The following is a 13,463-nucleotide window of genomic DNA, read 5'->3' as shown; positions in this document are numbered from 1 at the left end:
TTCGCCGGATGAGGGGGCGTCGCAGTGCCTGGCCGCGAACGACGCCACCCCAGCCTTGATCAACAACTCTCGCGATCTTTATGACCAAGACCCTTCGCCTGATCATCGTCGCCAGCGTGGTACTGCTTGCCGCCTGTGGCAAATCCCAGCCGGCGGCCGATGCCAAGCCCGTCAACCCTGCGCGCGAACTCGCCAGCGCCGACGTGCTGACTGCGTGCGTGGCACCGGTCGCCGACAGCCTGCCGTTCACCGGTACGCTGTCGGCGCTGTCCAGCAGTGTGCTTGCTTCGCAGATCGATGGCACCGTCAGCGAGGTGAAGGTGCGCGAGGGTGAAAGGGTGAAAGCGGGGCAGGTGCTGGCGACGATAGACAGCGAGGAGCTGCGCCAGAGCGTTGCCGAGCAAAGTGCCCGGCTCAGCAACAACGAGTCGCAGTTGAGACTCGCCAAGATCAAGCTCAACCAGCAGCGCGAGCTGGCCGGCAAGGGCTTCATCTCCAAGACCGCACTCGATGAAGCGGAGAGCGCCTACGTGGTGAAAGCCGGGGAGCTGGAGGCGCAGCGCAGTCAGCTGGCGCGGGCGCGCAAGCAGCTGTCGTACACCGTGGTGCATGCGCCGATCACCGGCGTGGTGTACGAGCGCAAGATCAATCCGGGCGAGCAGATCGTCAAGAACGCCCGTCTGTTCGCGGTCGCCGACCTGTCGGTGCTGGAGATCGCCGCCACGCTGCCGTCCAGGCAGATCTCGCAAGTGAAGACCGGCCTGCCGGCGCGCTTCAGCGTCGAAGGGCTGTCCGAGCGCTTCAAAGGGCAGCTGGTGCGGATCAACCCGGTGGCATCGGTCAGCACGCGCAGCTTCACCGTCTACGTGCGGGTAGAGAACAAGGACGGCGTGCTCAAGGGCGGCCAGTTCGTGAAGGGTGCGCTGGTGCTCAAGGAAGTGAGCGACCATGTGGCACTGCCGCTGGCCGCGATCAACGACCGCAGCGGCAAGCCGTGGGTGATGGTGGTGAAGAACGGCAAACTCGAGAAGCGGCCGGTGACCTTGCTGCTCACGTCGGAGTCGGAGCGCCAGGCGGCGGTCACCGGCGTTTCCGCCGGTGAGACGGTGCTGTCGGCGGCGCTACTCGGCATGAAGCCGGGCGATGCGGTGATGCTGCCGCGCGCCGGCTGAGGAGCGCTGCCATGTGGCTTACCCGGATCAGTATCAAGAACCCGTATTTCGCCACCGTGCTGATGCTGGCGCTGGTGGTGCTCGGCCTGTTCGCGATGAGGAGCCTGCCGGTCGAGGAGTTTCCGGACATCCGCTTCCCGGTGGCGATGGTCAGCACCAACTATGAGGGCGCCTCGCCCGAGGTGGTCGAAAGCGAGGTCACCAAGCCGCTCGAGGAGGCGCTCAACACCATCAGCGGCATCAAGCACATCCGCTCGTATTCGTTCGAGGGCAATTCGACCATCGTGGTCGAGTTCGAGCTGACCGTCGATCCGAACGTGGCGGTGCAGGATGTACGCGACCGCGTCGGTAGCGTGCAGGGGCGCTTCCGACGCGAGGTTTCCACGCCCAGCGTGTCGCAGTTCAACCCGAACGACCAGCCCTTGATGTCGATGGCCTTGAGTTCGAGCGAGGTCAGTCCGCGCGAGCTGACCAGCTGGGTCGACAATACGCTGAAGAAACGGTTGCAGACCGTGTCCGGCGTCGGCGAGGTGAAAGTGATCGGCGGCGTCAACCGGGCGATCCGGATCGACCTCGATCCGTACCGGCTCGAAGCGCTCGGCCTGTCGCCGAGCGACGTGTCCGACGCGGTGCGCGCCGCCAACCGCGACTACCCGGCCGGTGAGGTCGGCACCGCCAGCAACGAGCTGGCGATCCGGGTGGCCGGCAAGCTCAAGAGTCCGGACGACTTCGCGAAGCTCGTGATCGCCTACCGCGCCGGCGGGCCGATCCTGCTGTCCGACGTTGCCGACGTGGTCGACGGCGAGGCCGAACAGACCAGCATTTCGCTGCTCGACGGCAAGCCGGCGGTCGGTCTCGATGTGCGCGCCTCGCGCGGTGCCAATGTGGTCGATGTCGCCAACGGCGTGAAGCGGGTGATGCTGGGAATGCAGTCGCAGATGCCGGCCGGCACCGCGGTGAAATACACCTACGACAAGTCGCAGGACGTGAAGAATTCGCTGGCCGATGTGCGCAGTACGCTGATCGAGGGTGCGGTGCTGACGGTGCTGATCGTGTTCCTGTTTCTCGGCAGCTGGCGCAGCACGGTGATCACCGGCCTGACGCTGCCGGTGGCGCTGATCGGAACCTTGTTCGCGGTACAGGCGCTCGGCTTCACCCTCAACCTGATGACGCTGATGGCGCTGTCGCTGTCGATCGGCCTGCTGATCGACGATGCGATCGTGGTGCGCGAGAACATCGTGCGCCACGCGTCGATGGGCAAGGGCCACTACCAGGCGGCGATGGAGGGGACGGCCGAAATCGGTCTCGCGGTGCTTGCGACCACGTTGACCATCGTCGCGGTGTTTCTGCCGGTCGGCTTCATGGGCGGCATCATCGGCAAGTTCTTCCATCAGTTCGGCCTGTCGGTGACGGTGGCGGTGCTGATCTCGATGCTGGTCAGCTTCACCCTCGATCCGATGCTGTCGTCGATCTGGCACGACCCGCATCACCACGGCGACCGCCACAAGGGGCCGGTCGGCCGTTTCCTCGACTGGTTCGAGAGCTCGCTTGACCGCATGGCCGAGCGCTACGGCGGCGTGATCCGTTGGTCGCTGCACCACCGTAAGACGGTGATCGCGCTGGCGATCGCCCTGACCATCGGCAGCTTCATGCTGGTACCGACCATCGGCGGCGAGTTCATTCCGCGTACCGACAAGGGCGAGTTCTCGGTCAGCTTCAAGACTGCGCCGGGTTCTTCGCTGGAATACACCGGCACCAAGGCGCGCGAGATCGAGACGCTGCTGCGCCAGCAGATTCCCGAGGTGAAGTCGGTCAGCATCTCAGTCGGTGGCGGCAGCTTCGGCGCCGGCAAGACCGACGGCAAGCTGGTCGTCGACGTCGGCAAGAAGCGTGAGCGCAAGCGCAGCCTGTTCGCTCTGATGGACATCGCCCGGGCGCAGGTGGCGCATGTGGCCGGGGTTGAGATTGTGTCGGTCGAGGAGATGGGCAAGAATGGCTCGGGCGGCAAGCCAATCCATATCGGCTTGCGTGGCAGCGACATCCGCCTGCTCGAGCAGGCTGCCGATGAGGTCGGCGAGAAGGTCAAGCGTATCAAGGGCGTCAGCGACCTGCAGAGCAGTCTTGCCGATGCCGATCCGGCACTGAACGTTGAGGTGAACCGCGACGCGGCGTCGAGCCTGGGGGTCGATCTGGCCAAAGTTGGGAACACGCTGTCCATCCTGCTGGCCGGCGAGACCACCACCACCTGGGAGGCACCGGACGGCGAGAACTACGACGTCAAGTTGCGGATTCCGAAGCTGGCGCGCCAGAACGAGCTGCTCGATGCGATCACCGTGCCGGGCAAGCGGGCCGACGACGGCAGCGCGGCGATGGTGCCGCTGTCGTCGGTGACGCAACTGCGCGATGCGACCAGTCCGCGCCAGATCGACCGGGTCGACCTGCAGCGCGAGATCACGCTGACCGGCAATATCACCGGACGCGACAGCAGCGATGTGTTCTCCGACATCGCCAAGATCACCGACTCGCTGAAGTTGCCGCCTGGCGTGACGCTGGCGCAGGAAGGCGAGCGGCGCGACATGGAGGAATCGCTGGCCTTTGCGATCCAGGCGCTGGCGATGGGGGTGATCTTCATCTATATGATCCTTGCCGCGCAGTTCAGGAGCTTTACGCTGCCGGTGACGATCATGATGGCGCTGCCGCTCGCCTTCGTCGGCGTGTTCGTGGCGCTCTTGCTGTTCGGTAGCACGCTGAACATGTTCTCGGTGATCGGCATCGTGATGCTGATGGGCCTGGCGGCGAAGAACGGCATTCTGCTGGTCGATTTCATCAACCAGGTGCGCCGCGAGGGCATGGGCCGTGAGGATGCGATCGTCGAGGCGGGCAAGGTGCGATTGCGCCCGATCATGATGACCAGCCTGGCAATGATCTTCGGCATGCTGCCGTTGGCGCTGGGTGGTGGCGAAGGTTCGGAGACGCGCGCGCCGATGGCGCACGCGATCATCGGGGGGCTGGTCACCTCGACGGTGCTGACGCTGATCGTGGTGCCGGTGGTGTACACCTATCTGGACGGCCTGCGCGGCCGGGTGCGCCGGCTGTTAGCTCGCCTGAACGGTACGCTGCAGGCCGACAAGGTCTAGATTTCGGCCAATATTGCAAAGCAACAGGGCTGCCCCCGGGCAGCCCTGTTTGCATCTGGTGCCGGACGTGTCAGTCGGCCAGCGCGATCACCACGCGCTTGTTGCGGCTACCCTTGTTTTCGATCTTCTTTACCACCACCCGGCCGATCTCGCCGGTATGCGCCACATGCGTGCCACCGCAGGGCTGCAGGTCGGTGCCCTCAATGCGGATCAAGCGGATCTCCGGCAGATCGAGCGGTGGTTGCACCGACATCGTCTTGATCAGTTCCAGCTGGGCCGCCAGTGCCGCGCCGCTGGTCATCTCGACGCTGACCGGGTAGTCGTCGACGATCAGCCGGTTGAGCGCCTGTTCGATCTGGTCGCGATCGAGCACCCATTCGTCGCCAAGGTCGAAGTCGAGCCGCGCCGACTCGGCGGTGAGGTTGCCGCCGGTGACGCCAGCGCGGATCACGCAGCTCAAGAGATGCAGCGCAGTGTGCAGGCGCATGTGGCGGTAACGGCGTGTCCAATCGAGTGTCAGCGTCACCGGTGTTCCCGGCGCAAAACGCGGTGCATCCGGGGCTGATAGGTGGACTATCTCTCGGCTCATGCGGTCACGGCGGGTGTCGGTGATCTCTAGTGCGGTGCCGGCCGCGTCGCTCACCGTCCCGGTGTCGCCGGGCTGGCCGCCGCCGAGCGGGTAGAAAATGGTGTCCTCAAGTACTAGGCCCGCCTCGTTATGGCGCAGCACGCGAGTGTCGAGCTGGGTGAGATAGGCATTCTGGTAGAACTGTTCCGGCATGATGGCCCTCCCTCTTTGGATGCATCAAGCATGCCGTGCCAAGGCAGAGGGGACAAGGCCGTTCGGTCCCATGCCAGTCGCTACCGCCAGTACGGAGGGTAACCCCAGTAGCGGTATGGCCAGGCCCAATAGCTGCCGTAATAGCTTTCGCGCTGGAACTGGACGTAGGCAGGCCAGTATTTGAGCAGGAAGGCGTCTTCACGCTCTTTCGGGCAGACACCGTAGTAGCGTTCGCCACGCAGGCCGACGCGGGTGCCGTTGTCCGGAGTGCAGTAGTCCTGCAGACCGCGGGCGCGGCCGGTGAGATAGGCATCGCGATCGAGCGTTAGCTGGTACTTGCCGCAGGCCTGCTGGTTGTCGTCGAACCGGGTGGTCGGGTAGCCGGCGCGGCCGTCCGTCTCGCCTATCGCGGCGGAGGACAGCGTGCGGCATTGCTGCTCGTTGAGGGTGGCGCAGCCGGACAGCAACAGGGAAAGAAACAGCGGCAGGAAACGCATGGCGGCTCATCAAACAGGTTGGCCGAAAGCCTGCTTTGATGATACGTCACGTGGAAGGGAATGATGGGGAGACGGGACGTAGGGGGTGGCAGAGCCACCCCCTCTAGAGCGCTCAGTGCTCGCGACGAGCGAAGTCTTTGAAGCGGAAGCCCAGCGCGAACAGGAAGGCGAAGTAGCTCGCCGCACCGGCGACGATCAGCGTGGTCAGCCAGCCGACCCGCACATAGGAATGGCCGTGCCAGTTGGTCGGCAGTAGATGGTCGAGCACCAGCAGCACCACGGCCATGCCGATAACGGCCACTACCGTTTTGCCGGCAAAGCTCTTCCAGCCTGGCTGCGGCATGTAGATGCGGTGCCGGATCAAGAGCGTCAGCAGCAGACCGGCGTTCAGGCAGGCGCCCAGGCCGATCGCCAGCGACAGGCCGGCGTGCTTGAGCGGCCAGACGAAAGCCAGGTTCATCAGCTGGGTCATCGCCAGCGTGAAGATGGCGATCTTCACCGGGGTCTTGATGTTCTGGCGCGCGTAGAAGCCCGGCGCCAGCACCTTCACCAGGATCAGCCCGACTAGGCCGATCGCGTACGCAATCAGCGCGCGCTGCGTCATCGCCGCGTCGAAGGCGCTGAACTTACCGTACATGAACAGCGTGGCGATCAGCGGCTTGGACAGGATCGCCAGCGCCACCGACGCAGGCAGCGCCAAGAGCAGCGACAGGCGGATGCCCCAGTCGAGCAGCTTCGAGTATTCGTCCAGCGAGCGGTTGGCGGCGTGCTTGGCCAGCGACGGCAGCAGGATCGTGCCGAGCGCCACGCCGAGGATGCCCGTCGGAAATTCCATCAGCCGGTCGGCGTAGTACATCCACGACACGCTGCCCGACACCAGGTAGGAGGCGAAGATGGTGTTGATCACCAGCGAGATCTGCGAGATCGACACACCGAAGATCGCCGGTCCCATCTGCTTGACGACGCGCCACACCGCCGCGTCCTTCAGGTTCAGCCGCGGCCAAGTCAGCATGCCGACCTTCTTCAGGTAGGGCAGCTGGTAAAGGAGCTGTGCCACGCCGCCGAGAAACACCCCCCAGCCCAGCACCATGATAGGTGGGTGGAAATATGGTGCGAGGAACAGCGCGCAAATAATGAAGGAAATGTTCAGGAAGGTCGGTGTGAACGCCGGTACCGAGAACATGTTCCAGGTGTTCAGCACGCTGCTGGCGAGCGACGACAGCGAGATGAACAGGATGTACGGAAAGGTCACCTGCAACAGCTTGACCGTCAGCGCAAACTTGTCCGGCTCGTTGGCGAAGCCCGGGGCCGAAATCCACACTACCGCTGGGGCGGCGATGATGCCGATCACGGTGACGATCAGCAGGATCAGTGATAACAGCCCGGCGATATGGGCGAGAAAATGGCGGGTCTCGTCGTCGGTTCGCTGCTGCTTGTATTCGGCCAGCACCGGCACGAAGGCCTGCGAGAACGCGCCTTCGGCGAAGATGCGCCGCAGCAGGTTGGGTAGTTTGAACGCCACGTAGAAGGCATCGGTGGCAACGCTGGCCCCGAATACCCGAGCGATGATCGCGTCACGGGCAAAGCCGAGGATGCGCGACACCAGGGTCATGCTGCTGACCGTGGCCAGCGCCTTGAGTAGATTCATGCAAGGTCCCGATTGCGTGGGAGATATTGAGGGTTGGAAAGCTGTCGGGGGCGTGCCTGCGCCGCCGGCCGACACGCTCATAACGCTGGACAAGCGCGTGAGTTTACGCGTCCGGGTTTGTTGTTGCAAAACCTTGGTTTAGGGCTTAAAATCGGCCGTTTCAGAATCCGCTCATCAGGAGATTTTCCATGGCAAACAGCGCACAAGCTCGCAAGCGTGCACGCCAGGCTCTCAAGCAGCGCGCGCATAACGCCAGCCTGCGTACTGCGTTCCGTACCGCAGTGAAGAAAGTGATCAAGGCCGTTGAAGCCGGCGACAAGGCTGCCGCTCAGGTCGTTTTCCAGCAGTCGACCAAGGTGCTCGACCGCATCGCTGACAAAGGCGTGTTCCACAAGAACAAGGCTGCTCGCCACAAGAGCCGTCTGTCCGCGCAAGTCAAGGCCATGGCTGCCTAATCGCCACAGGCAAGATTATGCAAAAGGGCTCCGCTACGGCGGGGCCCTTTGTCTTTGCTGCGGCGTGTTGCTATTGGCAGAAACGCGACAGCTGTCGTTCGTCCCGGTGGTGTGCACCGTGGGCCGGTTGGCGCGTTAGGTGTCGTGAATCTTTATTCCCCATCGTCCGTCTGTCATGAGCCATCGCTACAGCCCCGAAGAAATTGCCACCGTCTACCGAGTCATCCAGGAGCGGCGAGACATGCGCCACTTCCTGCCCGATCCGGTCGACCCCGACGTGCTGGCCCGGCTGCTGCAGGCGGCCCATTTCGCGCCCAGCGTCGGCTTCATGCAGCCCTGGCGGTTTATCCGCATCACCGACCGGGCATTGCGCGGCCAAATCCACGCGCTGGTCGAAGCCGAGCGGCAGCAGACCGCCGAACAACTGGGCGAGCGCAGCGACGACTTCATGCGCCTGAAGGTGGAGGGCATTCTGGAATGTGGCGAGCTGTTGGTCGCGGCGCTGATGGATGGCCGCGAGCGGCATGTATTCGGCCGACGCACGCTGCCGGAGATGGATCTTGCCTCGGTCGCCTGTGCCATCCAGAACCTGTGGCTGGCCGCCCGAGCAGAAGGGCTGGGCATGGGGTGGGTGTCGCTGTTCGATCCGCAGCAACTGGGCGCCTTGTTGGGGCTGCCACCCGGCGCAAAGGCGGTCGCGGTGCTGTGCCTTGGCCATGTGCCGGCCTTTTATCCCAAGCCGATGCTGGAGCTGGAAAACTGGGCGCATCGCCAGGCGCTCGAGACGCTGGTCGCCGAGAACACATGGCCGGCTGACATCTAGGTGGGAGAGGAAAGCGATTCGGCATTGAAAAGCGCTGTTTAGTCCCTATCTGCTGCATATCTTCAACCAACCTGTCTCGATGTCCATGAGCGCAAAACAAACCCTGGGCTTTCAGACCGAAGTCAAACAGCTGCTGCAGCTGATGATCCACTCCTTGTACTCGAACAAGGAGATCTTCCTCCGCGAACTGGTATCGAACGCGTCCGACGCCGCAGACAAGCTGCGCTTCGAGGCGATCGCCCGCCCCGAGTTGTTCGAGCAGGACGCCGAACTGAAGATTCGCATCAGCGTCGATGCGGACAACCGTACCGTCACCATCGCCGACAACGGCATCGGCATGAGCCGCGAAGAGGTGATCGACCACCTCGGCACCATCGCCAAGTCCGGTACCAAGGCCTTCTTCGAGTCGCTGACCGGCGACGACAAGAAGGATGCCAACCTGATCGGTCAGTTCGGCGTGGGCTTCTACTCGGCGTTCATCGTCGCCGACAAGGTCACCGTCACCACCCGCCGCGCCGGCCAGCCGGCCAGCGAAGCGGTGCGCTGGGAGTCGGCCGGCGAGGGCGAGTACAGCATCGAGAGCGTCGACAAGCCGGGCCGCGGCACCGAGATCGTGCTGCACCTGAAGGACGGCGAGGACGAATTCCTGTCCGAATGGAAGCTGCGCCAGATCGTGCGCACCTACTCCGACCACATCTCCATCCCGATCGAGATGAAGAAGGCGCCGAGCTATGGCGAGGACGGCCAGCCGGTCGAATCGGACGAACTCGAGGCGGTCAACCAGGCTTCCGCACTGTGGACGCGCAGCAAGAACGACATCAGCGACGAGCAGTACAAGGAGTTCTACAAGCACGTCGCCCATGACTTCACCGACCCGTTGGCATGGAGCCATGCCCGCGTCGAGGGCCGTCAGGAATACACCGAACTGTTGTACATCCCGGCGCGTGCACCGTTCGACCTGTATGAGCGCGAGCGCAAGCAGGGCATCAAGCTCTACGTGCGCCGCGTGTTCATCATGGAAGACACCGAGAAGCTGATGCCGCACTACCTGCGCTTCGTGCGCGGGGTGATCGACAGCAGCGACCTGCCGCTGAACGTCAGCCGCGAAATCCTGCAGCAGAGCCGCGACATCGACACGATCCGCGCCGGCTGCGTGAAGAAGGTGCTGGGTCTGCTGGAAGACCTGGCCACCAACCGCGCCGACGACTACACCAGCTTCTGGAAAGAGTTCGGTCAGGTGCTGAAGGAGGGCGTTGGCGAGGACTTCGCCAACAAGGAACGCATTGCCAAACTGCTGCGCTTCGCCACCACCCATGGCGACAGCGATGCCCAGGTGGTCAGCCTGAGCGATTACGTTGGCCGAATGAAGGAAGGCCAGGACAAGATCTACTTCATCACCGCCGACAGCTACGCCGCGGCGAAGAACAGCCCGCACCTGGAAGTGTTCCGCAAGAAGGGGGTCGAGGTGCTGCTGCTGAGCGACCGCGTCGACGAATGGCTGGCTGCGTCGCTGACCGAGTTCGACGGCAAGGCGCTGGTGTCGGTGGCCAAGGGCTCGCTCGACCTGGGCGCGCTGGACGATGAGGCCGACAAGGAAGCGCAGCAGGCGGCCGAGGAAAACGCACGGCCGGTAGTCGACCGCCTCAAGACCGCACTCGCCGACAAGGTAGCCGACGTGCGTGCCACTGCCCGCCTGATCGATAGCCCCGCCTGCCTGGTGGTTGGCGAGAACGACATGAGCGCTCACCTGGAGCGCCTGTTGAAGGCTGCCGGCCAAGCCCTGCCGAAGGAGAGTCGCCCGACGCTGGAGATCAACCCGCAGCACCTCTTGGTGAAGCGCCTGGCCAGCGAACAGGACGAAGCCCGTGCCAGCGATCTGGCCCACGTGCTGTTCGACCAGGCCCTGCTTGCCGAAGGCGGCAAACTCGACGATCCGGCCGGCTTCGTCAAGCGTATCAACAGCCTGATGCTCGAGCTGTCTGCCTAAGTCGCAGCTTGGTGTCGGTGAAAAGCCTTCCCACTCGGGAAGGCTTTTTCATTATGCGGAACTCGCTTCCAAATTAACAAAATGTGTTGTGATTTTACGTCAAGAAAATTGATGTTAAGATATTGTTTTTTATGGGGTTCCATTTCCCAACACCTAATGGAAAAGGCTTTATCGTGATTTGGAAATGATGCTGTTGAAGCGCTTTTCTTCATCCCTTTATAGTGTCGCGAATGTCTTTTAGTTATGCCTTAAGATTCTTGGTGTGGTGGAAGACTTATTACAACGATGACGCAATGGAGGAAGTTTGGAGATGAAGCAACGCATTCTGGCCCTGGCAGTGATGGCGCTGCCGATGGCGGCTATGGCCGACGTGACCATCTACGGCCGCATCAATGCCGGTCTGGAAAACGATCACGTCCAACTGAAAGACGGCACCACTACCTCGACCAACCGCGTTGAGGATTACCTGTCCTGGATCGGCTTCAAGGGCGACGAGGATCTGGGCAGCGGCTTGAAGGCGATCTGGCAGGTCGAGAACTATATAATCGTGGATGGCACTGGTAATCCGCAAAACGGCAACAGCACCTTCGCGACCCGTGATACCTTCGTTGGCCTGCAGGGCAACTTCGGTAAGGTACGTCTCGGTAAGCTGACAAATCCGCAGCGCGACATGTACAACCTCGATGTCGGCAGCAACAGCAACGGTGCCAACGCACTCGATATCTTCGAGCGTACCGCCGGTCGCCCGAACAACAGCATCCGCTATGATTCGCCGACCTTCGCCGGTTTCAACGGCAGCCTGCAATACGGCTTCGGTGAGAAGAAGACCGCCCCTGCCGGCAGCACCCAGAAAGCCAGCGACATGTGGGCAGCCGGTCTGAACTACAACAATGCTGGTTTCTTCGCGCAGTACGGCTACGATCACCGCACCAACTCCAACGGTTCGGGCAAGGATGCCTATGCCAGCACCCTGATGGGGGGCTACAACGCTAACAACCTGTTGCTGACCTTGGCGTATCAACAGGCGCGCGGCTGGGGCTGGGGCGACCGCTACTACTACAACGAAACCACCGGTGCCGCCGACAGCGCATCGACCTTTCCGTTCCAGCCGAACAGCCTGAAGACCCAAGAGGCTGCCATCACCGTGGCCTACAGCTTCGGACCGCTGATCCCGCGCGTCACCTATTCCAAGGGCTGGAATGTGAAGGATGGCAATAACGGCGACACCAGCATCGGCAATAGCGGTTATTGGCAGTACATCCTTGGTCTCGACTACGCGCTGTCCAAGCGCACTACCGCTTCGCTGGAGTTTGGCTCGCTGAACATAGGCAATGGCTATACCAGCTACACCGACGGTTCGCCGCTCAACCAGACCGGTATCCAGAAACAGCGCACCACCTCGGTGTCGCTGCAACACTGGTTCTAAGCCGTACCGTTCCAGTCGTTTGACAAGTCAGTCAATTGTCGGAGGGGATTATCCCCTCCGTTTTTTCATTGGCACTGCACAAACAAACAGCCGACCCGAGGGGCGGCTGTCGTCATCTTGCCCGGCTGCGGTTCAGGCATGTGGAGGAGGCACGGTGTCGACGAAAGAGGGGCGGGTCGACAGGCGCAGCTGCAGCTCGGCCAACCGCGGATAGCGGTCCCGCCAGTTGATCGCCGGGAAACGGAAGTCGAGGTAGCCGAGGCACACACCGACCGCGATGTCGGCCAAGCTGTAGGCCTCACCATTGCACCAGTGGCGGTCGCCCAGGTCGTGCGCCAGCATCGCCAGCCCCCGTTCCACCTTCTGCATCTGACGATGGATCCAGTCCTCGCTTTGCTGTGCGACCGGTCGGCGTTGTTCGATCACGATTGCGGTAGCCGCATCGCACACGCCGTCGGCCAGTGCCTCCCAGCGTCGGGTCGCGATCAGCGCGCGTTTGTCCTGCGGGAGGATTCGCGACACCGGGGAGATGGTATCGAGGAACTCGACGATGACCCGCGAATCGAACAGGCTGCTGCCGTCGTCCAGGATCAGCACCGGTACCTTACCCAGCGGGTTATGGTCGATGACATGACTGTCCAGTATCCACGGCTGCACTTCCTCGAGCGGGCAGTCGATCTTCTTCTCCAGCAGCACGATGCGTACCTTGCGGGCAAACGGGCTGGTCAGCGATGCAATCAGTTTCATGATGGTTTGGGTCGGTTGCGCTGAAGTTCTGGGCACGGCTTGCTTAATTATATTCAGGTTGCCGCCCGAATAGGCCTGTTGATCAACGCAATTCTACTTTGCCGGATACCTGAACCGAAATGGTGCTCTTGCCGGCTTCCCAGCTCGGTGCGGTGACCTGTTCCGGTGCGGCGTCTGCGCCGGCGAACTTGGCCATTGCCATCATCGGGCGCGGGCCGATGTCGCGGCTCTCGCCGATATTCAGTTCCTTGATGGTTAGCGCCGGCTTGCCTATCGCCTTGCCGACCGCGCTGGCGCGGCTGTTCAGCTCGCGGATCGCCTCTGGAATCAGCGTCGCTTCGGTCTGACGGCGTGCCGCATCGGACACGCTGAAGCTGACCCGTTCCAGCTGCAAGTAGCTCTGCAGCTTGCCGGTCAGTTCAGCAAGCGCGGCACTGTCGCGGCTCTTCATGCGGATCTCGCCGCGGCCCTGCCAGCCGTTGATCTTGCCGTTCTTGTCGTAGTGCGGCCAAGTATTGGCCTGGCCGCTGCTGGCCTCGACCGTTTTAACCACGCTGGCATCGGCCAGTGCACGCTTGAGCGTGCGATTGAGGCTATCGGCGAGACGGGCAGGGCTGCTGTTGTTTTCCTGTGCGTACAACACGACGCTGGTCTCGTCATTGTCGACCTCGCGTTGCGCCTGACCGCTCAGGCTAACGACGGTCGCCTCGGCGGCAACGGCGTAGACAGGGGCGAGTAGGGCTGTGGTCAACAGGACGGGATAAAGCGTACGCATGAAGCACTCCTTTTG

11 protein-coding genes are annotated in these 13,463 nt (G+C 62.7%); 6 read left to right on the top strand and 5 right to left on the bottom strand.

Annotated elements, in window-relative coordinates:
- Positions 1-80 precede the first annotated feature (80 nt).
- Together QU481_RS08420 and QU481_RS08415 are read left to right on the top strand one after the other, a co-directional pair.
- Positions 81-1,172, top strand: a complete 1,092-nt coding sequence (locus QU481_RS08420; RefSeq protein WP_289829506.1) for an efflux RND transporter periplasmic adaptor subunit — start codon at positions 81-83, stop codon at positions 1,170-1,172.
- Between the two features lie 11 nt (positions 1,173-1,183).
- Positions 1,184-4,309, top strand: a complete 3,126-nt coding sequence (locus QU481_RS08415) for an efflux RND transporter permease subunit (protein WP_289829505.1) — start codon at positions 1,184-1,186, stop codon at positions 4,307-4,309.
- A 70-nt stretch (positions 4,310-4,379) separates the two neighbouring features.
- Here the strand turns inward: QU481_RS08415 and QU481_RS08410 are convergent, their stop codons facing one another.
- The 3 genes from QU481_RS08410 to murJ all read right to left on the bottom strand — a co-directional run bounded on the left by QU481_RS08410 (position 4,380) and on the right by murJ (position 7,235).
- On the bottom strand, positions 4,380-5,090 hold the full coding sequence (locus QU481_RS08410) for an alanyl-tRNA editing protein (RefSeq protein ID WP_289829504.1): 711 nt from the start codon (positions 5,088-5,090) through the stop codon (positions 4,380-4,382).
- 80 nt (positions 5,091-5,170) lie between these two features.
- Positions 5,171-5,587, bottom strand: coding sequence for a DUF2799 domain-containing protein (locus tag QU481_RS08405; RefSeq protein WP_289829503.1), 417 nt, complete (start codon positions 5,585-5,587; stop codon positions 5,171-5,173).
- A 112-nt stretch (positions 5,588-5,699) separates the two neighbouring features.
- Positions 5,700-7,235, bottom strand: a complete 1,536-nt coding sequence (gene murJ, locus QU481_RS08400; RefSeq protein WP_289829502.1) for a murein biosynthesis integral membrane protein MurJ — start codon at positions 7,233-7,235, stop codon at positions 5,700-5,702.
- Between the two features lie 188 nt (positions 7,236-7,423).
- On the opposite strand from murJ, the gene rpsT reads away from it, so the two are divergent.
- The 4 genes from rpsT (at position 7,424) to QU481_RS08380 (ending at position 11,926) form a co-directional block, all read left to right on the top strand.
- The gene (rpsT, locus tag QU481_RS08395; RefSeq protein WP_289829501.1) at positions 7,424-7,690 is read left to right on the top strand and encodes a 30S ribosomal protein S20; all 267 of its coding nucleotides are present in this window, start codon (positions 7,424-7,426) and stop codon (positions 7,688-7,690) included.
- A 175-nt stretch (positions 7,691-7,865) separates the two neighbouring features.
- On the top strand, positions 7,866-8,513 hold the full coding sequence (bluB, locus tag QU481_RS08390) for a 5,6-dimethylbenzimidazole synthase (protein WP_289829500.1): 648 nt from the start codon (positions 7,866-7,868) through the stop codon (positions 8,511-8,513).
- 85 nt (positions 8,514-8,598) lie between these two features.
- Positions 8,599-10,500, top strand: coding sequence for a molecular chaperone HtpG (gene htpG, locus QU481_RS08385; RefSeq protein WP_289829499.1), 1,902 nt, complete (start codon positions 8,599-8,601; stop codon positions 10,498-10,500).
- A 310-nt stretch (positions 10,501-10,810) separates the two neighbouring features.
- Positions 10,811-11,926, top strand: coding sequence for a porin (locus QU481_RS08380; protein WP_289829498.1), 1,116 nt, complete (start codon positions 10,811-10,813; stop codon positions 11,924-11,926).
- A gap of 132 nt (positions 11,927-12,058) precedes the next feature.
- Here the strand turns inward: QU481_RS08380 and QU481_RS08375 are convergent, their stop codons facing one another.
- The gene (locus tag QU481_RS08375) at positions 12,059-12,673 is read right to left on the bottom strand and encodes a glutathione S-transferase (protein WP_289829497.1); all 615 of its coding nucleotides are present in this window, start codon (positions 12,671-12,673) and stop codon (positions 12,059-12,061) included.
- An 82-nt stretch (positions 12,674-12,755) separates the two neighbouring features.
- On the bottom strand, positions 12,756-13,448 hold the full coding sequence (locus QU481_RS08370; protein ID WP_289829495.1) for an SIMPL domain-containing protein: 693 nt from the start codon (positions 13,446-13,448) through the stop codon (positions 12,756-12,758).
- Between the last annotated feature and the right edge of the window lie 15 nt (positions 13,449-13,463).

The sequence above is a fragment of the Crenobacter oryzisoli genome (assembly GCF_030385785.1).
Taxonomy (GTDB): Bacteria; Pseudomonadota; Gammaproteobacteria; order Burkholderiales; family Chromobacteriaceae; genus Crenobacter_A; species Crenobacter_A oryzisoli.
The sequence above is the reverse complement of the archived record's forward strand: the minus strand, read 5'-3'. Positions and strand labels throughout refer to the sequence as shown.

What these genes read in the sequence shown, in the direction of transcription:
- htpG (WP_289829499.1), top strand. Translation starts at nt 8,599, where the DNA reads ATGAGCGCAAAACAAACCCTGGGCTTTCAGACCGAAGTCAAACAGCTG.
- QU481_RS08370 (WP_289829495.1), bottom strand. Translation starts at nt 13,448, where the DNA reads ATGCGTACGCTTTATCCCGTCCTGTTGACCACAGCCCTACTCGCCCCT.
- bluB (WP_289829500.1), top strand. Translation starts at nt 7,866, where the DNA reads ATGAGCCATCGCTACAGCCCCGAAGAAATTGCCACCGTCTACCGAGTC.
- QU481_RS08410 (WP_289829504.1), bottom strand. Translation starts at nt 5,090, where the DNA reads ATGCCGGAACAGTTCTACCAGAATGCCTATCTCACCCAGCTCGACACT.
- QU481_RS08420 (WP_289829506.1), top strand. Translation starts at nt 81, where the DNA reads ATGACCAAGACCCTTCGCCTGATCATCGTCGCCAGCGTGGTACTGCTT.
- QU481_RS08405 (WP_289829503.1), bottom strand. Translation starts at nt 5,587, where the DNA reads ATGCGTTTCCTGCCGCTGTTTCTTTCCCTGTTGCTGTCCGGCTGCGCC.
- QU481_RS08380 (WP_289829498.1), top strand. Translation starts at nt 10,811, where the DNA reads ATGAAGCAACGCATTCTGGCCCTGGCAGTGATGGCGCTGCCGATGGCG.
- murJ (WP_289829502.1), bottom strand. Translation starts at nt 7,235, where the DNA reads ATGAATCTACTCAAGGCGCTGGCCACGGTCAGCAGCATGACCCTGGTG.
- rpsT (WP_289829501.1), top strand. Translation starts at nt 7,424, where the DNA reads ATGGCAAACAGCGCACAAGCTCGCAAGCGTGCACGCCAGGCTCTCAAG.
- QU481_RS08415 (WP_289829505.1), top strand. Translation starts at nt 1,184, where the DNA reads ATGTGGCTTACCCGGATCAGTATCAAGAACCCGTATTTCGCCACCGTG.
- QU481_RS08375 (WP_289829497.1), bottom strand. Translation starts at nt 12,673, where the DNA reads ATGAAACTGATTGCATCGCTGACCAGCCCGTTTGCCCGCAAGGTACGC.